Origin of the sequence: Vibrio sp. Isolate34 (assembly GCF_022397915.1) — a bacterium.
Taxonomy (GTDB): domain Bacteria; phylum Pseudomonadota; class Gammaproteobacteria; order Enterobacterales; family Vibrionaceae; genus Vibrio.
Map to the genome: position 1 here is coordinate 165,313 of NZ_JAKEUO010000011.1, position 24,241 is coordinate 189,553.

Here is a 24,241-nt window from a genome sequence, read left to right on the forward strand (position 1 = left end):
ATATGCCAGTAATTTACTATTTGTTAACAAATCAAACTGTACCATTGTGCACAAAATCAGTGAGTTGTATAGCTGATGGCAATTGTTGCTTGCGAATTGTTCAGATACACGGTATTGATGATAGATCGCTGAACAAGAATGACAATAATATGGATATTTTGAACTTTGAGGCATTTCTGATTGCCATCACTATTTTAACGCTAACGCCGGGTTTAGATACGGCATTGGTAATTCGCAATACGAGCCGTTCTGGCTTATCTGACGGTGTGATGACCAGCTTTGGTATCTGTAGCGGTCTTTATGTGCACGCCTTTTTCTCTGCGGTGGGTATCTCTGCGATTCTTGCTCAATCAGCTGAACTCTTTCAAGCCGTTAAAATGGTGGGTGCGGTTTACCTGATTTGGCTTGGTTTAAGCAGTTTACGCGCCTTGATGAAAAATGGTGGCGGGTTGAAGGTGGGCGAGCAAACTCATCAAGCCTACAGTGCAAAACGTTCTTTGCGTGAAGGTTTCTTATCTAATGTGCTTAACCCGAAAACAGCGGTTTTCTATTTAGCTTTTCTTCCTCAGTTCGTAAACCCTGAAGGCTCGCCGTTATTACAATCTATGCTGATGGCTTCGGTCCACTTTATGATTGCGATGGTGTGGCAATGTGGCCTAGCTGGCGCGCTTAACTCGGCTAAAAACTTGCTAAAGAATGCGAGCTTTATGAAGTGGATGGAAGGTGTGACTGGCATGGTGCTGGTGGGGCTGGGTGTTAAGCTTCTGATGGAAGAACCTGTGTAGTTCACCGTTTCCTAACTGAATGTATGAAAGCCCACGACGTGTCGTGGGCTTTTGCGTTTTATTGCTTGTAGAACTTTGTCCCGCTCTTATTAAACAACGTAGTTCTTCATAGCGTATTTCTTCACAGCGTAGTTATTTACAACCTAGCGATTCACAGCATGCTATTCAACAACGCTGATGTTCATCTCAGCACCTTCGAAACCTAAGTCACTCAACTCGTCAGCATTGAAGTTGGTGGTGACTTCAATATCGCCAATACGTTCAGTAGTTTCGTTGACGGAATCAACACTTCTTTTGCTACGTAGGTTATTGGTAATCGGTGTTGCTTGGCCAATCTCAATGGTGCCTGCAAATTGAGATTCAGCATAGAAATCGCCCGACACATATGAGTGGAATGGGCGTAAGCTTCCGCCTGTTGCGTATTGCATGCTTGATAAGCCCGCTTCTTTGATTGCCCATCCCCAGTCCCACCATTTGGTTTCACCTGGAATGTATCGGTGATCCCATTGATAGCGAATGTCTGCAGACTTATCACTGCCACGACCCATAGTAAAGGTGTGAGCCTTGTACGGGCGGTTATCTGGATGGGTGTGCCACGCGTTACCACCCCAACGGAGGAAACCGTTAAACTCAACATCGTAACTAATATCAGCGTTGAATCGGTAAGGGTAGGAGATGCTTGAACGATACAACTCAACTCGAATCGGCAACTCTGAGTTGGCTGGAACCATAGGACGAGCTTGAAGTGTTACCTGTTCGCTAGTGGAGTTGCCATTTGTTTCAGCGAAACTTTGGTTGGCTTCGAACTTAACGGTGAGCTTGGTTTCGCCAACAAGAGGCCACTTAAACGTATTCTCTGTTTGAACGCTTTGTGAGAACCCGTAGCTGTTCGTTTTTGACCAGTTTGTTGATTCATCCACTTTCAGGTCGACAACCACTTGTTGTGCGATATTGCTGTTGTTTCTTGCTGTCGCGTAAACGGTCTTCACTAACTCACGATCTGATTCGACAACATCACCATGCCAAAAGTTGTCATCATTAACGGTATAAGCAAAGTTGTCGACGGTGATTTTGGTTTTTTCACCACAGCGATAACCGCTACAAGAACCACTATTGTTTCCTTGTATCACCCAGCTGTTGCCAGAACGCTTTATCGTCATGTCTTCTCCGACATACTGGCTATTATTGCCGCCAACCCATGCATAACCTAGGTTGTGAGCCAAATAGCTTAGTGGGCGAACAAAGTCGTTACGGTTATTCACCAAGTCATACTGAACATCGATTTCACTGCCTTCTGGAACCGATTTAGCGGAATAGTTAGGGATTTCAGATTGGTCATTGTTCGGATAACAGAACGTTGACCCGCTGTTTGATTGTTTAATTTCGCCATGATAGCCAGGCCCCATGATCACCCAGTTTCCTTTTAAGCCTGTGATCTGCCAGGTGCCCATTCTAGCCTGTAAAGCGCTCTTTTGCTCTTCGGCTTCAAAACGGTCTAACGGCCGATAACCGGAGCGACACACATCCTCACCAAGTTGGTCATGGACTATTTGGTCTGGGTAAATTTTTGCGTTTACGCCAGTAGATAGAACAGACAGCACAGCGGTTGCTAAGAGACTTCTGTTTATTCGGATCATTAACAATTCCCTCGTTTGTAATTTTTCTATTTTGATAATGTTTTTGTGTCGTGCAGTTAACAAGACAAGTTCACTCTTCCATGTTGATAAATAGATAGATACTGAAAAGGGTTGAATTAATTTACCCTTTTAATTCAATTGCTTGTATTGTTTGATTTGTTGGTTTAATGAAAGGGAGTGCAACTGAAAATAAAATACTTGATAAGGCTCAAACCGTTTTTAGAAAAATGAAGCATTATTATCGGCACGTTGACGTCAAATTGTTTTGACGTGGTTTATTGCGTGCGAAATGAATGGTTAAGTACGAAAGGAGACATATTATTCACATCGTTTTTATTTGATGTAAATATCAACAGGAAAGCGACAAATGATACTTGGATGTTTAAATTTAATCCAGTGTTTTAAACGTTCGATTAATTTAGTTCTCAAAATACAAGAGATGTTTATTGATGCCGTGATAAATGTAACCATCCGTTTTTTATGTGTAATATTCAGAACGGTGTTAATTAAAACGAAGTGAATCCAGCTGGTGGCCAAACGGAGATAAATTATCGTTTAGCCAAAAGTTGTGTTCTTCCTGTATTACATGTTCGAATGATGGCAAATAAATCATTTGAACTTAATATATCAACCTTCAATGTTAAAGGGTCATTGTTGATAAGTAGGTAGGGCGACAATAAGCTGTCATTCATGGTTTTATTTATTTTTTGCACGGAGACTAAGTCGATAGTGCCAGCTATTGAAAAGAACAGGGATTGCGAAGAACCAGCTTCTCCTCTAAATCGTAGAACAATCGGGTCGGGCATGTTGTCATCTTGAACGGACATAAGGTGCAGAACCTTGTTATCACTTATCTTGGTGAGTCCATCGGTTCGTAATACATTTCCATCTAACACAAGATCTACCACGCTATGTTGGTAACGGTGCTCTTTTTGGGAAGGAGAAGAAGGAATACTCCATATACCAATCAATAACGCTAGCGAGGAAAACAGAGCTACAAATGGCATCATAATTGGCCTCTCCCTAGGAATAATGCTATCTCTTCACTCGCCCGATCTAATTGCGTGGCGGTGTAGAAGATATTGATGGACTGACGTGTTGTCTTGTTGAGCATGGAGAGTTCTGAATAGCCGGGTTCATCGCTGATGTATGCCACGCAATTGCATTGGTATTTGTAGAGAATGGCCTCGAGTTCTGGGCTCAAGGACATCTCTGTTTCCTGAAAAACTTGTACCTCCCCAACCCATTGTTCATTAAGTCGGTTAAAGGGGGCGATATCACCAAGGCTTTTATCGTGAACCTTAACAAAAGCCAACAGCGCCGAGGAGAGCAGCAAACAACCTGTCATGAAGTAACACAGCCTGTTTTTGTATAAGCTGACTTGAGAGTAGGAAAGTGAAGCCGATTTGGATTCAGGTGTATCGTTGCTCGCAATAGAGGCAGCAATATTACTTTGACCGAGCGGGACTTGGTCACTCACAGGAGTGAGAGAAATAGTGGTTTCGCTTTGTGGTTGCGAGTCAATGAAGACGCATTCATCAATAAGGCGGTAGCCGACCTTTGGCACCGTGACGATGGGTGTTTCTCTGATGCCAAGCTTTACGAACCCTTGGCGAAGTAAGCTGATACACTTCGCCAGTGATGTATCCCCAATGAACTCGCTTCCCCATGCGAAACTAATAATATCTTGCTTGTTCACAATCTCGGGCGAGTTTTTAAGTAATAGCTCTAAAACGCGAGTCTCACGATATCCTATTTTGATGGAACGTTCGTCGTTATAAATACGGTTTTTAATCGGGTCGAATCTGATCATATAGCCAACGTTTTATTTTTATTATAATTCTCTCAACAATTAGATGACTATAAACTGACTATTATATGAATTAAAGTCACATGTTTTATTCTGGTGTGTTTTTGAGTGGTCAAAACAAAAGCGTTCTTTGTTTTTAATGAAAGAAACTCTGCCATTTAGTCACAATCTGTTAAATATAAGTAATATCTAATTAAGTGTTGGTTTTATTAGCGAGCTTTTAATTAGAGAGTTTTAAATTAATCTTCACCCGCAAATTAATTAAAACAGTGGTCTAATTAAAATCTTATTTTATTTGTATCTTATTTTAATTTGTGAGTATACGATAGTAATAATTTAGTCAGTTTAAGTATCGAATGGATATAAAAAAGCCCGCATTTGAATGCGGGCTTTGGTTCAATCAATTCTGATTATGCTTTTACAGCGTCACAATCGTTTGAAGACGTCAAAGGTTTGAAGAAAAGCTTTGTTTCTTCGATAACCACGTGGCGTAGCAAGATAAGGCCGATTAGGTTTGGAATTGCCATTAGGCCGTTCACGATATCTGCCATTATCCAGATCATGTCGAGCTTCAAGAATGCACCAGAAGCCACCAACGCAATGAAGATGATCTTATAAGGTAGGACAGCTTTAGTACCTAGCAAGAAAACAACACAGCGCTCGCCGTAGTAGTTCCAACCTAAAATCGTAGTAAACGCAAAGAAGATTAGGCCAACAGAAACCAGCATAGGGCCAAGAGTGTCGGCATTCAGGCCAACAGCAAATGCATGCGTGGTCATCGCAGCACCCGAAAGGTCAGTCTGCCAAGCGCCAGTTAAGATAAGCGCCAAACCTGTCATCGTACAAATGATGATGGTGTCGAAGAACGTACCTGTCATAGAGACAAGACCTTGCTTCACACATGAATCTGTTTTTGCAGCCGCCGCAGCCATGGGTGCACTACCTAAACCTGACTCATTAGAGAATACACCACGAGCAATACCCGATTGGATAGCAAGCATGATGCTCGCACCAAAGAAACCGCCTGTTGCAGCTGTGTTGGTAAATGCAGAGGTAACAACAAGGGTAATGGCATTCAGTAGTTGGTCTGCATTTGAAACCAGAACGCTCAAACACGCAACGATGTACATAACCGCCATGGTCGGAACCACTTTTCCTGCAACCTTAGCGATAGATTGAATACCACCAAGCGTTACCACTGCCACTAATATCGTTAGAACAACAGCAGACATCTCACGTGAAGCGCCAAATGAGATTTCAGTAGCGTCCAAGATAGCGTTAACTTGTGGGAAGGTACCAATACCGAAGCAGGCAACACCCAAAGCGAACACGGCGAACATCACCGCCAAGATTCTTGAGCCAACACCGTATTGGAGGTAGTACATAGGGCCGCCAACCATTTCGCCATTGCTATCGGTTCTGCGGTACTTAACAGCAAGTAGACATTCTGCGTATTTGGTCGCCATGCCAAATACAGCGGCAAGCCACATCCAGAATAGGGCTCCAGGGCCACCAATCTTGATTGCGGTCGCTACACCAACGATGTTACCTGTACCAATGGTTGCTGAAAGTGCGGTACACAAAGCGGCAAAACTTGATACGTCACCCGTACCGGATTTGTCTTTGCTGAATACCATTTTTAGCGCGGTTGGGAGGTGTCTAAACTGGAGTAAGCCTAAGCGAAAAGTAAAGTAGATACCTGTACCCACTAGCAGAATAAGCAGTGGTGGTCCCCAAACGAATTGGTTGATGGTTTGTAGTGTAGCTTGTAGGTGGTTCATAGATTCCCCTTAATAAATTAAAAAATTTAAGGAGAAGAGGGAAGGCAGTGCAGATCACAGGGATCGGTAGCACTACTTAATACATACGGATTTCTAGATAGAATTCTTTTGTTAATTAAGGCTTGTTGCTTTCCACTCCTCTGTCCTTTTGCCTGAGAGTTTCACTTAGCGAATCACTTATAGATAAGTAACGGGCACTAAGCTTGCTCCTTCGGCGACCGATCTAACGGTTCTCTCCAGAGGTTCCTCCAACGACAGTCCTCACTTTTCTGGATTTCTCCAGCATAAAGCACCTGAAAGATTTACTTCTTCGGCGGGTCAATCTAACTAAATGTTAAAATTTAGTTAAAAACCACTCTCCTGCAGTCTTCATCGGAACAATTACCTAAATAATTAGGTAATCTGTAGGCGTATCCTAGATCATATAAAATGTGATGTCAGCTACAAAATATCTGTTTGCACAAATGTTGTTCAACTAAATGATCAAACAACGCGACTCTGACGTAACTTGCTTATTTAAATGGTATAAAATAGGGAAACAAGGAGGAGTTATGACTCGACTAATAGCGATTGTTTTTTTATTGGCTTTGGCATTTGTATTGTTTCGTTACCGGACCAACGAAAAACTGCAAAAATGGGTAGTGATAGTTATCGTTAGCAGCTTCCTTTTGTATACTGCCAGCTTGATGATTTCGGAGTTAACTCGTTAAACTGTCTGTGAACAGATGGGATGAACGTGTTAGTAAAGCTCAAGTGTTTCTGACTTGAGCGATAGGTTTAACTGAACCTGCATAATCAGTATTGGTATTAGTACCAGTGACCGCGTAACGTTAAACATATTTTTGGGAGTACCCGCTAGTGAACCAGCAATCTGGACAAAGCGAACAAGATGAAGTGGTTGTTATTGAAGAACGCGATAAGCGCAGTCAGCTTTATATCGGCATTGCTGCGGTTATAGGTTTAGCTCTGGGCGGCTTAATCGGTTCGACAGTGACGGCTTCGAAGTGGGAGTCCACTTATCAGGTACTTGAAACCCGTTATCAAGAAGTGCGCGACAGTAAAACAGAACTGATGACGTCGGTTGAAGCTAAGGTGGCAAAAGTCGATACCGAGATCGACGCTAAAGTAGAAGTTGCGCTAGCTAAGCAGGCTGAAGAGCATCAAAAAGAGCTCCAAGAGTTAGCGAAACAATCTGCGGTTTTAGAGAAGGCGAACTACTCGTTAGAGCAACAGTTAAATGAACAAAAGCAAACGCTAGATAAAACAGAGCAAGATAACCAGAAGCTAAACCGTCAGGCGGATATGCAGTCGACCCTGTTTGAACGCTCTCGTGAGCTGTTCCGTAAAGAATTACAAATATCTCAAGAGCTTGAAAAGCTTGAGAAAGAAAGAGATGAACTCGAACAGAACCTTGGCTCACTTAAGAAAGCGTGTGATGTTTTCTTAGACGGCACCTCATGGGATGCGAAATCTGACGCGTGTGAGAAGCAAGACAACGCGAACTCTCGTCTAAGTGATATAAGACAAATGATTGAAGTCTACACCATGGATCTCAAGCAAATCAAAACGCTAACCGAAGAGATGGGTTTATAGGCCCAAACCTTTAATTCATTCGTCTTTAGCTGTAGCTATTAAAACGCCCACATCATGAAAATGGTGTGGGCGTTTTTCGTTGTACCACCGGTTCTTCGTCAGTGATTCATAATAATTGGTATATATTTGCTCGCACAGTCGTCGAAGCTTATAGGCGAACGGCTGATTTTCTCTTCAGGCATAAAAAATCCCCACAAGCAAAGCTGGTAGGGATTTTGGGTAAGTTGCAGTACTGTTCTCGCTTTCTCAAGCAAAGGGTATTACAAAAATTTTTAGAACAGTGTTATTTGACGATAAGCACTGAAGAGAAGTTACTTCTCGTAAGTTTTGATTTCGCCAGATTTCACGCGAGCAACAAATGATTGCAGTTCTTTCTTAACAACAGGCATTAAGAAGTATAGACCTAAGATGTTAAAGATAGACATTGCAAAGATAGCTGCATCAGAGAAGTCGATTACCGCACCAAATTGAATGGTTGCACCAATCACAACGAACACACAGAACATCACTTTGAATACGAGTTCCGTTGCCTTGCCTTCACCAAATAGGTAAGTCCATGCTTTAAGACCGTAGTACGACCAAGAAATCATGGTAGAGAACGCAAACATGATAACGGCTAGGGCTAGTGTGTATTTGAAGAAGCCTGCAGTTTCAGTGAATGATGCCGCAGTTAAGGTTACGCCCGTTAGGCCTGTACCATCGTATGGACCTGTGTTTAGGCCTGCGATAGTGATAACCAATGCTGTCATTGTACAAATGATTACCGTATCAACGAACGGTTCTAATAGTGATACTAGACCTTCAGTGATTGGCTCTTTTGTTTTAACCGCTGAGTGAGCAATAGCCGCTGAACCAACACCTGCTTCATTCGAGAACGTTGCACGTTTCAAGCCTTGAATTAACGCGCCAATGAATCCACCAACCACACCTTCGCCAGTAAATGCACCTGTAAAGATTGCACTGAACGCTGGACCAACTTGATCAAGGTTAGAACCGATAACAATCACAGCCATACCGATATATAGCGCAGCCATCCAAGGAACAACTTTTTCTGTTACCGATGCAATAGAAGGCATACCACCAACAATTACAGAGAAAACCAAAGCAGCGAGTACAAGGCCAGTGATAACGCCGTATTCGCTCGGAATATCAAAAGCGTAAGTTAACATTGCATGGGCTTGGTTGGCTTGGAACATGTTACCGCCACCCAAAGAACCCAAGATACACATCAGTGCGAAACCGATAGCCAGTACCTTACCGAGTCCACCTAAACCTCTTTCACCAAGACCTTGGCTTAGGTAGTACATAGGACCACCTGAAACAACGCCTGACGGTAAGATAGTTCGGTATTTCACACCTAATGTACACTCACAGAACTTAGAAGCCATCCCGAGGATGCCACACAAGATCATCCAGAATGTTGCCCCAGGACCACCAATCGCAAGTGCGGCACCCACACCAGCAATGTTACCAAGACCTACCGTTCCTGAAAGAGCGGTTGTTAGAGCTTGAAAGTGAGAAACCTCGCCATCTTCTTTCGACTTAGGGTCGGTGTACTTACCTTTAATGATGTCGATAGCCATGCCGACACGTTTAAATTGAACGAAGCCAAAATAAACAGTAAAGATGAGTGCAGCAAGTAATAGCCACCCAACAATAATCGGGAAGTTGGCTTCACCTACTGGCACGCTTTTAAATATTAATCCAACGAACCATCCTGTGTACTCGTTGAAAAATCCATCAACACTTTGGCTTAAGTTGCTAATGGCTTGATTAAATGACCCTTCTTCTGCAAATGCACTGGAACTAAACAATAATATAAACCCAAAAAATAATTCTCTTATGTTTTTCATGGTTTTCCCTGCTTTTTATTAAATTATGTTTGTTGCTGTTGTGTTTGTTTTGTATTTCAATAGCTTATATATTTCTTTGGTAGCGACAAAAGCTCTGTTGCTAAGTCAAAATGCGAAATAAATATAACTACTAATCACGTTTTATATGGAGATCCTTTCGGTACGTCCATCAATCAGACTATGATATTCGGCCTATCAAGTCTTATTGGTAACCCTATACATAAAAATAATGCCATCAAAGAAATTTTTACAATAAATTTACAATTATTCGGGTTTTGTCATCATTTTGGAATAAGTCGATGATTTTCGAGTTTGAAAAGGCATATGCAGTGATGGCAATAGCGGCAGATGCATTTTGTTAGGAAGGCGGTTTATCCTTGTTTAAAACGATTCCTTAGATCTTGAGGTGTGATTCACGATCAAATCGCTCTAAACCTGATGGAAGAGAGTGAAGGAAGTTTGAATACTTGATATGTTTTTGGCGGATTCTAATCATTCGATAGTCAACGAGCTTGAAACTTGAAGACATTAAAAAAGCCCTTAATCAGAGCTTTTTTAGTGGTTGTCGATGAGTCAAATAGCTCAATGACTGTTGCTGTTGCTATTGCTGCTGGTACTCGTACTACTTATAACGACGCTTTTACTCGATTTGTGGTAGAGCTTAAGTGCCAACAACGAACCCCATAGAACAACTTGTCCCCATAACAGCGTCCATTGAGGTGCTACTTCTTGCCAGGAAGCGCCCATTTGATTCAGCGCCAAGAAACCTTGAATTGCAGGGGTACTTGGGAATAGCTCTGATAGCAGTACTAACCACTGCGGCATCATTTCAACAGGCCAGATAAATCCAGACGAGAAGATAAGCGGCATCGAACTGATTAACACCACAACCGTGACTAACTCTCTTCTTGACACTAACTCACCGATAAAAATCCCGATCAAACAACTGGCCAATAAGAAAGGCAGCAGCAGAGTTAGAATTTGAGTCATAGAGGCGAGCAAGTTAATCCCATACATCGAGAAACTGGCTCCGAAGTAGTACATGGACAACAAATAGTAAATGCCGACTAAGGTACAACAACGAGCAAGGATCAGCTTCGCTGGTGGCGTTCTACTCCAATATCCAAATGTCGATTGAGCATTTTGTGTTGCGCCAACTAAACCAGAAGCCATGGCTAGGGTTTGTTGTAGAATCAACACAAATACAGCAGGAACAACATAGTCGATGTATCCCATGCGACTATTGAAGGTTGGCTTTAGGTTCAAGCTAAAGGCGCTGTAACCTTTGGCTGCGGACTCTAACGGCACACCTTCGACTAGTAAGTGGCTGACTTTAACTTGTGCGGCTAACGTACCTCCGGCTTTGGCTAACCCTTCAACAATGGTTCCGTACACCAAGAAGTAAGACGCATCGCCTGCATAAGAGAGCGTAGGGCTCTTTCCAAGAAGTAGATCTTTATAGAAATCTTCTGGGATGACGATGAACCCGCCAATCTCTTGGTTCAACACGGCTTGTTTGGCATCTTCGATGGTGGAGTCCCGACGAACCAAATCGATTTGAGAGGTCGCATCGACCATTCTTTCTAACTGGTAGCTGCTTTGGCTCTTATCCAGGTTCACCACGGACGCTTTCAATTGCTGAGGCACTTGATTTGCGTAAGGCAACGGATACAAGAATGAATAGAAGACCACGCCACCAAATACGGTGAGCAAGACAACTGGGTTGCGAAGTACCGCTAATAGTTCTTGTTTCAGCAGTTGAGTAAAGCTCATTGTTTTACTCCTTGTTCTGCATCTTGTACTTTAACTGAGAGTGATGCTTGCGCTAGATGTTTCTTAATTAACAACATAACCACCAATGCAGGAACTGCATACCACAACATAGAAGTGAGGCTGATTAACGATTGTGCTGCGCTCACGCCATAACTGGACTGAGCCGTTTGTACTTCGATGTAATGACTCACCGGCAATAAGCTTCTCCAAACTTGAGCTGCCGTGTTCATGTCGGTTACTGGGAAAGTAATCCCCATGAAAGCGAAACTAGGCGCTGTAAACGCACCGGCGAAGCTCATCGCTCTTGCTGGATCGAGTGTTAAAAAGAAGAATAAACAACCCATGATGATACAACTGACCACAGTCAGCAGTTGGGCAACCGTCAATGCCATGAAGCTGCCGTTAAATGGCCAGTCGAGTAGGCGATAGAACCAAAAGCTAAACGCAATACCAAACGCTAAAAATAGAGCCACGTAAGGGGTTAACGTTGAGACTAACGACTTCACAGGAGAATGTGAAAGCCATGCCTTTAGCCCACGAGCTCGAACGTTTGCGGTTAACACCAGTATCGTGCCGACCACAATCATAATTTGCCATAAAGCAGGAATAACAGCAGACACCAAGAACTGTGCATAGCTGGTGTTCTTGTTAAACAACGGCGTGATCTGGCTTTGTACCGTGACTGCTTGGCCTAATGCCGATTGCACCGTGGTATCACCATGTGAAAGCTGTTTAACGACTTCAAGCTGAGCGTTAAAAGTACCTTGGGCCTGCAACAGTGCTGAGTTGACCAGTTTTCCTATCAAGATGAATTGACTGTTGTAGAACACAGACACTTGAGGGTTCAAACCTAGGTAGAGATCGCGGTCGAAGTGTTTTGGTATCACAACATAACCGTAGATATCGCGTTCAATCATCGCCTTAGCTGCTTCACTCACTGAGCTGTATTTCTGAGTCACTTGTAGGGTAGGTGACGCATCAACAAGACGAGTGAATTGTTGCGAGATTTGGCTGTGTTCAAGATCAACCACTGCAACGGGTAAATCACGGGCAATGCCTTGCGAGAAGATCAGCCAGATACTTGCAGCAAGTAGCAAGGGTATCCAAGTTAGGCACGACAACAACCACTTGTCTTTGCGAACTATCGCCCACTGCCTCATCAAGGTACTCGTCGCTTTGTGATGATCAGGTGAATAAGAGCCTGTAGATTGTGCTCCTGTAGATCGAAAGTTAGCAGACATAAGTCACCTAAAGCTCAACCACAAGGCTCATACCCATGCGCAGTGTTTCGTCAGTGTCGACAGGGCGTGCTTCTACTTCGAATGTACGTAAGTCGAAGCCTTGCGCTGCATCGGTTGAACGCCAAGTCGCGAAATCACCCATTACGGCAATATGAGTCACTTTAAAGGTCAGTGATTTGTCTAGAGCAGGAAGGTAAGCATCAAACTGCGTGCCTTTTTTAAAGTGCTTCAACATGTCTTCACGAACGTTAAGTACCGCCCATGCGTCTTGAGTATCGATAACGGTAACAACAGGGAACCCTTGAGGCGCTAATTCACCACTGCTTAGCAATACTTGAGACACTTCACCACTAAACCAGCTGTGGATCTGTGTGTCTTTTGCGTAGGCTTCAACTTCTGCCACTGCACCTGCGGCCATTAAGGCTTTTTGAGCTGCGGCTACTTTGGTTTCATCACGAGCACCTTCTTGTGCCAGTTGGTACATCTGGAAGGCTGCACTTTCTGTGTATTTCGCGGCTTGCCACTGTGTTTTGGCTTCATCACGTTTTTGTTCAGCGACAACACCATCGTTGTAAAGGTTATTTACACGTTGGTAGGTTTTGTTCATGAGGTCTGCAGCAGCTTTGGCTTTTAGCCATTGGTCTTTAGCGGCTTGGATTTGCTGAGTGCGTGCGCCATTCTCGGCTTCTTGAGCTAATGCGCCAGCGGCTTTTTGACCTGCTTTTGCTTGCTCTAACTTTGCGTCAATCTCTGGACTTAGAAGGGAGAAGATCAATTCACCTTTCTCAACAGAGTCGCCTTTGCGCACGAATACTTGGTCAATTCGGCCAGGTACTTTAGAAGAGATGCTGTATTGCTGTGCATCGATTTGGCCTTGAAGCTTAACCGGTTGAGGTTGATACGCTTGGTAAAAACTGTATCCGACCCAGCCAATAATGCCGATACCAACTATAGATAGAAGAAGGGGCTTAATAGGTTTCATGAGTTATCCTTTTGACTGGCTAGCGGTGTCTGTTTTTGAGTCGAAATCAGACGTAACAGAAGAAGTTAAGTAACTTGAGTAAGCATTCATTTCGCTGGTGAGCGCCAAAAGCTTGTTGAGAGAGATTAGATATTTGAATCGCGCAGCAGATTGCTGTGTCTTAATGCTTGCAAGGTATAGTTCAGCATCAACCACTTCTAACGAGTTAGATAAGCCTTGTGTGAACGCTTTTTTACGAAGTGATAGGTTCTCTTGAGCTAACGACAAGCTAGAGTTCAGCCCTTGAACTTCTTCAATCGCTTGGTTTGCTTCAAGGTAGGTCTTTTGTACCAATACGGTTAAGTCTTGTTTGGCTTGCGACTTAAGGAATTGCACCTGTGAAACCGCACTGTGCGCAGCGGCTACCTTATCAGAGCGACCAGAGGTATCGATCAGCGGAACGTTCACACCAATGCCGACTAACCAATCTGGTTTCATTTCACTCGCGAGCGAGTCGTCTTCATAAAGGCTGTAATCACCGTAAAGGTACACTTCTGGGTAGTATTTGCCTTTTTCAGCTTTGATTAAGCTGCTCGCTTGTTTCTCTTTCGCATCAAGGATCTTAAGGCCGGGGTAGGTCATCAATGTTTGGTCAATGAACACATCCATATGAGGTAGATTCTTGTTGATAAACAGTTGCTCTGAAGGTTCAACACTCTGGCTTTGGCCAAGAATTTGAGTCAGTGCTAACTGAGCAATTTTGAGGTCATTCTCAGCCTTAGTACGTTCAACGACCGCTTTATCTAAAGAAGCATCCGCTTGTAGTCGTTCAACTCGTGCAATTTGCCCTTGCTGTTCCATCTTGATAGCGAAATCTCGGTGCTGAGTTAAGCCTGCTTCTACGGCTTGACGCGTTTTCACGACGTCTTCCGCTAAGATCACTGAAAAGTAGTACTTGCTTAAGTCTTCGTAGCGAGCCTGCTTTTCCATCAAGAGTTGGCTTTGCGCTTCTTCGCTTTTACCTTCGGCTGCGGCTTGTGCTGCGTTAATTCGTCCGCCAGTAAAGATAGGCCAAACTGCGCGAATGGAAGAGCTGAAGATGTCTTGTTCGGTGATGGTTGATGTTACTCCGCTTATGAAAGGTCGCAGAGCTGCCGCTATAGTAGGGTTTACACCACTTAAGCTATCGCTGAACTGTTCGCCATTGATGGTAACGTCACTATCAAGGTGAGTGTAGTTCGCACCTAGCGTCACAGAAGGAAGGTTAAGGCTTCTGGTTGCATTTTGAAGGTGTTGATAACGCTCAACATTAGCTTGTTGAGCCGCAAGAGAGTTGTTGTTCTCTTGGAGTATTTGCCACGCCTCAGAAAAAGTGAGCGGGGCAGCATAGCTTGGCGAACTGATAGCACCGATAAGAATACTGGCAATCGCAAGGCGTTGGAATGTCGGTTTGGTCATCTGCATTAAATACCAAATTAGAGTATTAGCTCTAATGTTAACAGGGGGATAATCATTTGTCTTGAACAGATTACCTCATATGAATAATTAGCATAGCCGCTCGTTAATATAATGTGAATGCTATTAAGGGTTTAATGGCTGTCGACATAGAAACAAAAAGAGCACGACGAATCGTGCTCTTTAAGTTCAGTATAGAAGGGTTTACTACAAATTGATTGGCGCTATTTAAAGTTTGGACAATGGTGATCGGCGCGCCACACCAATTGTCTTGAACCTTGCATCGTTTGTAGTAAATCTCTACCTGACATTTGCGGGAAAGCTAACAATACTTTTAGATCGAGCGGGGATGTCTCGTTCTTCTCATATGCTCTGACATGAGTGAAAGTAGATTGTAAGTTTTTGAACAACATAGCCTTTGTTAGGCAGATTCCAAAATTATCGCGTTTCATTGCCTGGTTTCCTTTTCAACAATGTTTATACGTTATGTTTTTTATCCTGTTTCTATTGGACGTTGCCACTGATCGATACTTCCTGCTCATCAATGCTTTATTATTGGGTGCTGCTTTTATCAGTCACCTCTTCGTTGTCTAACTAGCCGGTTGTCTAACTATCCGAGTGTCAAATAGCGATGGATGAATAGAGGAGAATACTTAATCCGTTTGTTCATCATTCGTAACGGCGAGCGCGCAACTTTTACTTATCGATACGTCCAGCGAGTGAAGAGTTGTTGCTTTTGTGTTAACCATAATTCTGGCTTAAAACGCTGTGTTAAAATTGCAACGTATAGCTTGGCAACAATAAACTCCTTCATATGCAACTATTATAATTGTATCTATTTTAAACAACCTAAAAAACACCTAAAAGCTTAGTGATCTAGGTCAATATTTATTCGTTTATTTGTCTTTTTAAGCTAATCCGTTCTAAAAGTGAGCGATTGTTTTGTTTGTATAACGTAAAGGAATATCAATTAATAATCTGGTCAATTATTTAGTTGAGTAACAGTCACAAATTCGTATAAGCACAAAGGTCATAAGATTAACTTGGTGTTAACATTAATCGTTAAGCACTAGGGACGGTTTTATATGAAATGGAGTAGCATCAGTTTCCGTAAAAGGTTACTGATTATCATGACGGTCACTGGCCTCGTAGAGCTGTTGATACTCTCAGCGGCAGGTTTTTCTTATATCAAACAATCTCAAGAGCAAGAGATGGGTTTGAAAGCGCTCGGTGTGGCTGAATTTCTCTCTGAATCACCGCTTGTCACCCGAATTATTCAAGAAAATGGCACCTTGGATGCTGATGGTATTCCTCACGTTTTATCTGAAGAGACCCAAGTTAAGTTTCGAAACCTCACGCAGTTAATTGGTGCGGCGTTTATTGTTGTCGGTGATGAGAAAGGCATTCGCTTAATTCACCCATACGACGACAGGTTGGGGAAACCCATGCGCGGTGGTGATAACCAGAAGGCATTGGTGTTGGGTGAGTCTTACGTATCGACGGCAAAAGGTTCGCTCGGGTTTTCAGTACGTGGTAAATCGGCCGTCAAAGACTCGAATGATGCTGTCATTGGCGTTGTATCAGTGGGTTATCTCTTAGATTCACTGCAAGACAGAATAGAACCTTATTTAGCCTTTTTGATTGTGATGGCCTTGCTGGTGGTTGCCGTTAACGCGTTGATTTCAAGCTATGTGTCCCGTCGCTTTCAGCGCGCTATTTTAGGCTTTGAGCCTGAAGAGATAGGCCGACTGTATGTTGAGTTAGATGTAACCATGAGTACCGTGAAAGAGGGTATTCTGAGTATCGATAAGCACGGCATTTTACGGTCAATTAATAAGAGTGCCTGCGATATTTTATCGATAGACAGAGATAAAGCACTCAATCAACAGCGCCTTTCTGACGTATTGCCCGGTAGTGATTTAGAGCAACTGCTATCAACAGGCGATACCGACCACGACGTTGAGTTGTACTTAAACAATAAGCGAATCATTGCTAACCGAAGCCCGATTATAGTGGCTGGTGAGGTGGTCGGGGCGGTGTCCAGTTTCCGATTGAGAGACGAGATCAACGATTTAACAGACCAACTCTCACAAACTAAAGAGTATGCAGATCTACTCCGTTCACAAACCCATGAACATCAAAACAAGCTTAACACCATCAGTGGCTTGATCCAGATGGGCGAGTTGGACTCGGTACAACAACTGATTGGCCAAGAAACAGAACATTATCAAAGCCTTATCGAGTTCTTGCGTGAAACTGTTAAAGACCCGCTCATTGCAGGTATGCTCCTTGGTAAAACGGAGCGTGCGAGAGAAATTGGTTTAGAGCTCAAGGTCGAAGAAGGCTCAAGACTTGAAGCTCTGCCAAGCCGCTTAAATGCGGATGACGTTGTCACTATTCTTGGTAACCTGATTGATAATGCGTTTGATGCGACGATGGCAGCGATAAAACAAGAGGGGCAGATTGTCCCTTCACGTCGAGTGATTGAAGTATCTATCAGTGATTTTGGCAATGAGATTATCGTTGAAGTAGAAGATAAAGGATGTGGATTACCCAAGCACTTGGCAACTGACGCGCTGACTGAAAAAGGTGTGTCGAGTAAAGCCAAACAAAACCGCGGTGTTGGTTTGTATCTCGTCAAGCAGCTCACCGATCGCTATCAAGGGCAGTTAGAAATGGTTGATAACCCTGATTTTGGTTCACGCATGGCGGTGTATCTACCAAAAGAAGAACAATAATAATTAAGCACGAAACGATCGAGTGACGATCATCGTGAAGGAATACAATGGTTAAAGGAAGAACATAAATGAACGCAATCACGAGAGTCATGGTCATTGAAGATGATATTGCGATTGCAGAGCTTCACCATCGTTATTTAGAACAGATGGGAGGATTTGATGTGGTTGGAATCGCGACCACACAGTCTGAAGCCTTAATGCAGCTCGATATCTTGAAGCCTGATTTGGTTCTTTTGGATGTTTATCTGCCGGATGGGTGTGGGATCGACATTCTCAATCACGTTCGCGGAAGTAATCAAGGTTGTGATGTTATCTTGATTACCGCAGCACGCGACGTCGATACTTTGCAGCAAGCAATGCGTGGCGGAGTCGTCGACTATCTACTCAAACCCGTGATGTTTCCTCGCTTGGAAGCGGCGCTGAAAAAGTACCAATCACAGCAGCAAGAGTTTGAAAACGTGTCTGACCTTAACCAAGGCTTGGTCGACAAGATGTTGCAAGCCAATGCGAAAGCAGACTCAGCGAAAGCATCAACGTTACCTAAAGGGATCGACGGTGTAACACTCGATAAGATTCGTGCGGTCTTTCAACAAGCTGACGCGACGAATATTACGGCTGATGAAGCGGGTGAACGCATTGGTGCAAGCCGAACCACAGCCAGACGCTACCTAGAATTCTTGATCACGACCGGTGAATTGGTTGCCGATTTGAACTATGGCACCGTTGGTCGTCCTGAACGTTGTTATAACAAAGCGAAAAGATAAAGGTGCGCAAGAAGCTCTCTTCATCCGAAGATACCTTTACATTCCAAATAAACTGTAAAACCAGTTGAATAAGCTGGTTTTAGTTTCCCTTTTAACATCCACAAGTCACTCCACAGACCAGATGCCATTCTTTCTTGACTACAATGTTTGAGAATGCCGATTTGCTGTTATTTCTACCTTTGTGAACTCAGCTATCGATTAGAATTTGTTCGAAATGAGTCAATATTTAATCGATTGCTTTCACAGTGGTTGATGTAAATCAAATACTCATAGACAATACTGTCCCGAATAGAGGTGATAGCATTCACCCTCGTTTACCAAACGCATTCTCAAGTGTAATAGGCACTCGCTATTGATGTAATAGCTAAGACCTATTATCTATTTTCGTATGTCGCTGATACCGTTGGCGAATACTAAAAACCTTGTTTTTATAGGAAAGATGATGGTAATACCTGAAAACAGCAGCATCGTTATTTTTGGTGCGTCGGGAGATCTAACTTACCGCAAGTTAATTCCTGCTTTGTACCACCTGTATGCTAGCAATCAACTACCAGAATCCTTTGCGATTCTTGGAGTGAGCCGTACTGAGTACAGCGATGAGTCTTACCGTGAGAAGCTGAAGAAGTCTCTTCAGGAAATGGAACAAACTGAACCTGAGACGCTGAATGCATTTATTGAACATTTGCATTACCAAGCGATCAACACTTCAGATGTCGAAGATTACGCTCGTTTAGCACAACGTCTAGACAAGCTTGAGCAAGACTACCAATTCGAAAACCATAACACACTGTTCTACTTGGCAACGCCGCCAAGCCTATACGGTGTGATCCCAGCAAACCTTGCTGCGCATGGCCTGAACGATGAAACGAACGGCTGGCGTCGTCTGATCATCGAGAAGCCATTTGGTTACGACCTAGCTTCTGCTCAAGCGTTAGATGAAGAGATCCATCATCACTTCCAAGAACACCAGATCTACCGTATCGACCATTACCTTGGTAAAGAAACGGTACAAAATCTTCTAGTGCTTCGTTTCTCAAACGCGATGTTCGAACCACTGTGGAACCGTAACTTTATTGAATACGTTGAAATCACAGGTGCTGAGTTCCTTGGCGTTGAAGAGCGTGGCGGATACTACGACGGTTCTGGTGCAGTTCGTGACATGTTCCAAAACCACCTGCTGCAAGTGCTAGCGATGGTTGGTATGGAGCCTCCTGCTCAAATCAATGCTGATTCTATTCGTGACGAAGTGGTTAAAGTACTTCAGTGTCTGAAACCTCTTGAGGAAGATGACCTGCGTAAAGATCTCGTTCTTGGTCAATACACAGCTTCAGACGTTCGCGGCCAGCACTTGCTAGGTTACCGTGAAGAGCCGGGTGTAGCAGACGATTCTCGTACTGAAACGTACATCGGCTTAAAAGCTCACATCAACAACTGGCGCTGGAATGGTGTTCCTTTCTACGTTCGTACCGGTAAACGCTTACCAACGCGCGTAACGGAAATCGTGATTCACTTTAAGAACACGCCACACCCAGTATTTGGTCAAAATGCACCAGAGAACAAACTGATTATCCGCATCCAACCGGACGAAGGTATTCAGATGAGCTTTGGCTTGAAAGAGCCGGGCGCAGGCTTCAAAGCAAAAGAAGTGAAAATGAACTTCTCTTACTCTGACTTGCCTGAAACTCAAATGCTAACGGCTTACGAGCGTCTTCTTCTTGATGCACTAAACGGCGATGCAACTCTGTTTGCACGTACCGACGCAGTTGAAGCGTGTTGGAAGTACGTTCAACCAATCTTAGACTTCAAGCAAGATCCTCAAGCACTGTTTGGCTATGCTTGTGGTACTTGGGGCCCACAGGAAGCAGATGAACTGCTGCAACGTGATGGCCGCGCATGGCGTTTCCCATGCAAAAACTTAACAGACACGGATTACTGCGAACTATGATCAACCACAAGATCTTTGAAACGCCAGAGCTAGTTGTTGAAAACCTAGCAAACGAAATGAAAGCGTACAGCGAGCAGGGTAAACCTGTTCACATTTCACTGTCTGGCGGTAGCACACCCAAAATGCTTTTCAAACTGCTGGCGCAAGCGCCATACGCAGAAGGCATTCAGTGGAACAACCTTCATTTTTGGTGGGGCGACGAGCGTTGCGTTGCACCAGACGACGCTGAAAGCAACTTCGGTGAAGCGAATGCATTGTTGTTTACTCAAGTAAACCTTCCTGCTGAAAACATCCACCGCATCCGTGGTGAAGATGAACCTAAAGCAGAAGCAGAGCGTTTCGCAAAAGAGATGGCAGACGTAATCCCAACAGAAAACGGCACGCCAGTTTTCGATTGGATTCTGCTAGGTGTTGGCGCAGACGGCCACACAGCTTCACTATTCCCGGGTGCAACCAACTACCAAGATGAGAACCTGTCTGTACTGGCTTCTCACCCTGAGTCTGGTCAAATCCGTGTTTCTAAAACTGCAAAAGTTTTAGAAGCAGCAAAACGAATCAGCTACCTAGTACTCGGTGCAGGCAAAGTTGAGATCGTTAAAGAAATTCATACTACTCCTGCTTCAGAGTTGCCTTACCCGGCAGCAAAAATCCAGTCTAAAACTGGCGAGACAGAGTGGTTCCTAGATTCAAATGCAGCAAGTGCTATCGCATAAGTGCGAATAGCCGCAAGGAGATATAAATAATGAAAGGTGATATCGGTGTAATTGGCCTAGCAGTAATGGGTCAGAACCTTATCCTAAACATGAACGACCACGGCTTCAAAGTTGTGGCTCACAACCGTACTGCTGCGAAAGTAGACGAGTTCCTAGAAGGCCCAGCTAAAGGTACTAACATTGTTGGTGCTTACTCTCTAGAAGAGCTAGTTGAGAAGCTAGAAGCGCCACGTAAAGTGATGCTTATGGTTCGTGCTGGTGACGTTGTAGACACGTTCATCGAAAACCTAATCCCACTTCTAGACGAAGGCGACATCATCATCGATGGTGGTAACACTAACTACCCAGACACTAACCGTCGTGTAGCGCATTGTCGTGAGAAAGGCATCCACTTCATCGGTACTGGTGTATCTGGTGGTGAAGAAGGTGCTCGTTTCGGTCCTTCAATCATGCCAGGCGGCGCAGCTGAAGCTTGGGAAGCGGTTAAGCCAATCTTCCAAGGTATCTCTGCAAAAACTGACGCTGGCGAGCCTTGTTGTGACTGGGTTGGTAACGACGGTGCTGGCCACTTCGTTAAGATGGTACACAACGGCATCGAATACGGCGACATGCAGCTTATCACTGAAGCATACCAGTTCATGAAAGATGGCCTAGGTATGTCTGCTGACGAGATGCAAGCAGTATTCGCTGATTGGAACAAGACTGAGCTAGACAGCTACCTAGTTGAAATTACGGCTGACATCCTTGGCTACAAAGATGAAGACGGTGAAGCGCTAGTTGAGAAGATCCTAGATACTGCAGGCCAAAAAGGTACGGGTAAGTGGACGGGCATCAACGCTCTAGACTTAGGTATCCCACTAACTCTAATCTCTGAGTCTGTATTCTCTCGTTGCCTGTCTGCTCTTAAAGACCAACGTGTTGAAGCTGAAGCTTTGTTTGAGAAAACAATCACTCCAGTTGAAGGTGATAAGCAAGAGTGGGTTGATGCACTACGTCAAGCTCTACTGGCTTCTAAGATCATCTCTTACGCTCAAGGTTTCATGCTAATGCGTGAAGCATCAAACGAAAACGGCTGGGACCTAAACTACGGTAACGTAGCACTAATGTGGCGTGGTGGTTGTATCATCCGTTCTGCATTCCTAGGCAACATCCGCGATGCGTACGAAGCAAACCCAGACATCGCGTTCCTCGGTTCTGATGAGTACTTCAAAAACATTCTACAAGGCAGCCTAGTAGCATGGCGTAAAGTAGCAGCGAAATCTCTAGAGTCTGGTATCCCAATGCCATGTACGATTTCTGCGCTATCTTTCCTAGACGGTTACACAACGGCACGTCTACCAGCTAACCTGCTTCAAGCTCAACGTGACTACTTCGGTGCTCACACTTACGAGCGTACTGACCGTCCACGTGGTGAATTCTTCCACACAAACTGGACTGGTACAGGCGGCGACACTGCTTCTACAACTTACGACGTATAATCGTTAGTTAGAATCAGTAAAGAACGTGTTTGTTCTTTAAGCTGTAAATAGAAAGAAGGATGCTGCTAATGGGCATCCTTTTTTATTGGTTCGCGTTTTTTAATCAGTTACTACGTAGCATCTTTATTGCTTTTTAACTCATTTTCATAGCGTTACCTTTATTTGTTAACTAGAACTTCCACTGTCTTCTAAACGGAGGAATGAACTTGATAGTGTATGCGCAATAGATTAAATAGCGCGCTGTTCATGGTAATCCGAACGTTAAACAACCATTTTGAAATTAAATGAAAAGATAAATAGGATAACGTACATGCTTTATGCCATCATAAAGGCATAAATAAGGGCAATGGATGTAATGCCTAAGTGATTGAGCTAGAAGCGGTCAGTGATGACGGTGTTCTAGAGTATATTCAAGGCCGTGAGCTGCCTTGAAAAAGGTAATGTTATGACTGAAGAAGAAAGAATCGAACTGCAACAAAATAACCCTCTACACGGCTTAAAGCTTGAGACCATGATCACTGAGTTAGTGGATCACTATGGTTGGGAAATTTTGGATGCAGCAATGCGCATGAACTGCTTTAACACTAAGCCGACTGTAGCAAGCGCTGTTAAATATCTGAAGAAGACGGAATGGGCTCGTGAGAAGGTTGAAAACTTCTACCTTTACCGTTTTAAGCGTATGCCTAAAGCATCAGACATCGAATACCAGATGCCTCCGCGTTCACGTACATTCCGTCACGGGCTAGAGCCTCGTGAGCCAATGGAATTAACGGTTGAGTCTATCCAGGCTTCTCAAGCTAAAGCGGCTTCTGCATTTAAAGCTCGCCGTGGCGGTAACGGTCGTAATTTCCGTCGCTAGCAAAAGGGCGTCGTTAATAAGAAGGCGTCGTTAGATAGGACTTCGCTAATCAAGAGATGTCGTTGATAACGCCGTCTAATTAGCTAAAGTGATAAGCATAAAAGACGAAAGGAGCCTAAGTGCTCCTTTTTTAACGTGTGTACTTAGTTCAAGCGTGTAAAGCTTGTTGTACTTGAATCTTAAGCTTCGCGGTTCTTTCTTTGATTCTTCCATAGGTCGGTGACATAAACGATGGCACTGATAATCAAGAAGAGCGCTGACACAGAAAACAGAGCGGGCATTTTGAGAATCCACGCGAATGTGGCAGCGAGAAAAGCGACAAAGCAAATGAGTCGACTTGATGACATGACATGACCGAGTTTAATGTTCATAACGCCTCCTAATGAAGTCTCATTTTCGACAGGAGAATTATCCGACTTTGTTCATAATAAAGGCTAAAAAACAGCCTAAATTAATATCAAATTTACTAATTCGATGACGGTATTCACACATTCCAAGGTGGCTATTATATAAGCAATAGAATAGCGGTCTGGCTAGTTCGAGAGTAAAGTTGTGTAGATAGTCACTCTTGCGTGAGTAACAAAAATTCTTCGTTTAACTGGCGTAAAAAAAGGTTCATCGCGGCTTTCCGGGGAAAGCCGCTTTTATCTTCAAGAAGAAGTAATCTGTATCTCGATACCCATACCCCATTCGCTTGATTAGCTTTATCTTGTTGTTTATCCCTTCTAGTGTGCAGGTGTTTAAGGGGTAACTTGCCGATGCAATAATGCCGTGAAGATAAGGCCTCAGTTTTCGTGCGAACTCTTTCAATGGCTTAATTCCACTCTCTTGCACTTGTGCCCACCATACCTCCCA

20 protein-coding genes and 1 riboswitch are annotated in these 24,241 nt (G+C 43.7%); of the genes, 8 read left to right on the forward strand and 12 right to left on the reverse strand.

Annotation, left to right across the window (positions count from 1 at the left end):
- Positions 1-149: 149 nt before the first annotated feature.
- Positions 150-785 carry a LysE family translocator gene (locus L1D22_RS13575; RefSeq protein ID WP_239830186.1) on the forward strand — a complete coding sequence of 212 codons (636 nt, stop codon included), beginning with the start codon at positions 150-152 and terminating at the stop codon, positions 783-785.
- 161 nt (positions 786-946) lie between these two features.
- On the opposite strand, the gene L1D22_RS13580 is transcribed toward L1D22_RS13575, so the two are convergent.
- The 4 genes from L1D22_RS13580 to L1D22_RS13595 all read right to left on the reverse strand — a co-directional run bounded on the left by L1D22_RS13580 (position 947) and on the right by L1D22_RS13595 (position 6,013).
- Positions 947-2,422 carry an aerolysin family beta-barrel pore-forming toxin gene (locus L1D22_RS13580; protein WP_239830187.1) on the reverse strand — a complete coding sequence of 492 codons (1,476 nt, stop codon included), beginning with the start codon at positions 2,420-2,422 and terminating at the stop codon, positions 947-949.
- Positions 2,423-2,970: 548 nt separating this feature from the next.
- On the reverse strand, positions 2,971-3,432 hold the full coding sequence (locus L1D22_RS13585) for a hypothetical protein (protein ID WP_239830188.1): 462 nt from the start codon (positions 3,430-3,432) through the stop codon (positions 2,971-2,973).
- Entirely contained in the window at positions 3,429-4,235 is an 807-nt protein-coding gene (locus tag L1D22_RS13590) for a winged helix-turn-helix domain-containing protein (protein ID WP_239830189.1), read from the reverse strand. Before L1D22_RS13590 ends, L1D22_RS13585 begins: the two co-directional genes overlap by 4 nt.
- 407 nt (positions 4,236-4,642) lie before the next feature.
- Complete coding sequence (locus L1D22_RS13595; RefSeq protein WP_239830190.1) at positions 4,643-6,013, reverse strand: sodium:alanine symporter family protein; 1,371 nt, start codon at positions 6,011-6,013, stop codon at positions 4,643-4,645.
- A gap of 130 nt (positions 6,014-6,143) precedes the next feature.
- Positions 6,144-6,263, reverse strand: a riboswitch (glycine riboswitch).
- Between the two features lie 608 nt (positions 6,264-6,871).
- Here L1D22_RS13595 and L1D22_RS13600 point away from each other — a divergent pair.
- Positions 6,872-7,606 (forward strand): chromosome partitioning protein ParA, encoded by a 735-nt coding sequence (locus L1D22_RS13600; RefSeq protein WP_239830191.1) that lies wholly within the window; start codon positions 6,872-6,874, stop codon positions 7,604-7,606.
- 311 nt (positions 7,607-7,917) lie between these two features.
- On the opposite strand, the gene L1D22_RS13605 is transcribed toward L1D22_RS13600, so the two are convergent.
- The 6 genes from L1D22_RS13605 to L1D22_RS13630 all read right to left on the reverse strand — a co-directional run bounded on the left by L1D22_RS13605 (position 7,918) and on the right by L1D22_RS13630 (position 15,341).
- On the reverse strand, positions 7,918-9,459 hold the full coding sequence (locus L1D22_RS13605) for an alanine/glycine:cation symporter family protein (RefSeq protein WP_239830192.1): 1,542 nt from the start codon (positions 9,457-9,459) through the stop codon (positions 7,918-7,920).
- Between the two features lie 582 nt (positions 9,460-10,041).
- Positions 10,042-11,232, reverse strand: a complete 1,191-nt coding sequence (locus L1D22_RS13610; RefSeq protein ID WP_239830193.1) for an ABC transporter permease — start codon at positions 11,230-11,232, stop codon at positions 10,042-10,044.
- Positions 11,229-12,473, reverse strand: a complete 1,245-nt coding sequence (locus L1D22_RS13615) for an ABC transporter permease (RefSeq protein WP_239830194.1) — start codon at positions 12,471-12,473, stop codon at positions 11,229-11,231. Before L1D22_RS13615 ends, L1D22_RS13610 begins: the two co-directional genes overlap by 4 nt.
- A gap of 7 nt (positions 12,474-12,480) precedes the next feature.
- Positions 12,481-13,455 carry an efflux RND transporter periplasmic adaptor subunit gene (locus L1D22_RS13620; RefSeq protein WP_239830195.1) on the reverse strand — a complete coding sequence of 325 codons (975 nt, stop codon included), beginning with the start codon at positions 13,453-13,455 and terminating at the stop codon, positions 12,481-12,483.
- A 3-nt stretch (positions 13,456-13,458) separates the two neighbouring features.
- Positions 13,459-14,898, reverse strand: a complete 1,440-nt coding sequence (locus tag L1D22_RS13625) for a TolC family protein (RefSeq protein ID WP_239830196.1) — start codon at positions 14,896-14,898, stop codon at positions 13,459-13,461.
- Between the two features lie 215 nt (positions 14,899-15,113).
- Positions 15,114-15,341 carry a hypothetical protein gene (locus L1D22_RS13630; RefSeq protein WP_239830197.1) on the reverse strand — a complete coding sequence of 76 codons (228 nt, stop codon included), beginning with the start codon at positions 15,339-15,341 and terminating at the stop codon, positions 15,114-15,116.
- Positions 15,342-15,974: 633 nt separating this feature from the next.
- Between L1D22_RS13630 and L1D22_RS13635 the strand changes: the two genes are divergently transcribed.
- The 6 genes from L1D22_RS13635 (at position 15,975) to L1D22_RS13660 (ending at position 23,386) form a co-directional block, all read left to right on the forward strand.
- Entirely contained in the window at positions 15,975-17,627 is a 1,653-nt protein-coding gene (locus L1D22_RS13635) for a sensor histidine kinase (RefSeq protein WP_239830198.1), read from the forward strand.
- 68 nt (positions 17,628-17,695) lie between these two features.
- Positions 17,696-18,391 (forward strand): response regulator, encoded by a 696-nt coding sequence (locus tag L1D22_RS13640; RefSeq protein WP_239830199.1) that lies wholly within the window; start codon positions 17,696-17,698, stop codon positions 18,389-18,391.
- A 442-nt stretch (positions 18,392-18,833) separates the two neighbouring features.
- Positions 18,834-20,336 carry a glucose-6-phosphate dehydrogenase gene (gene zwf / locus L1D22_RS13645; protein WP_239830200.1) on the forward strand — a complete coding sequence of 501 codons (1,503 nt, stop codon included), beginning with the start codon at positions 18,834-18,836 and terminating at the stop codon, positions 20,334-20,336.
- Positions 20,333-21,049: a 6-phosphogluconolactonase gene (gene pgl / locus L1D22_RS13650; protein WP_239830206.1), complete on the forward strand. Its 717-nt coding sequence runs from the start codon at positions 20,333-20,335 to the stop codon at positions 21,047-21,049. Before zwf ends, pgl begins: the two co-directional genes overlap by 4 nt.
- Before the next feature lie 29 nt (positions 21,050-21,078).
- Entirely contained in the window at positions 21,079-22,527 is a 1,449-nt protein-coding gene (gene gnd, locus L1D22_RS13655) for a decarboxylating NADP(+)-dependent phosphogluconate dehydrogenase (protein WP_017059712.1), read from the forward strand.
- A gap of 445 nt (positions 22,528-22,972) precedes the next feature.
- Positions 22,973-23,386 carry a VF530 family DNA-binding protein gene (locus L1D22_RS13660; protein WP_102431182.1) on the forward strand — a complete coding sequence of 138 codons (414 nt, stop codon included), beginning with the start codon at positions 22,973-22,975 and terminating at the stop codon, positions 23,384-23,386.
- 179 nt (positions 23,387-23,565) lie between these two features.
- Here the strand turns inward: L1D22_RS13660 and L1D22_RS13665 are convergent, their stop codons facing one another.
- Together L1D22_RS13665 and L1D22_RS13670 are read right to left on the reverse strand one after the other, a co-directional pair.
- A complete protein-coding gene (locus L1D22_RS13665) occupies positions 23,566-23,757 on the reverse strand; it encodes a hypothetical protein (RefSeq protein WP_239830201.1) in 192 nt (63 codons plus the stop codon).
- Positions 23,758-24,001: 244 nt separating this feature from the next.
- On the reverse strand, positions 24,002-24,241 hold a 240-nt coding region (locus L1D22_RS13670; protein WP_239830202.1), incomplete at its 5' end, for a transposase.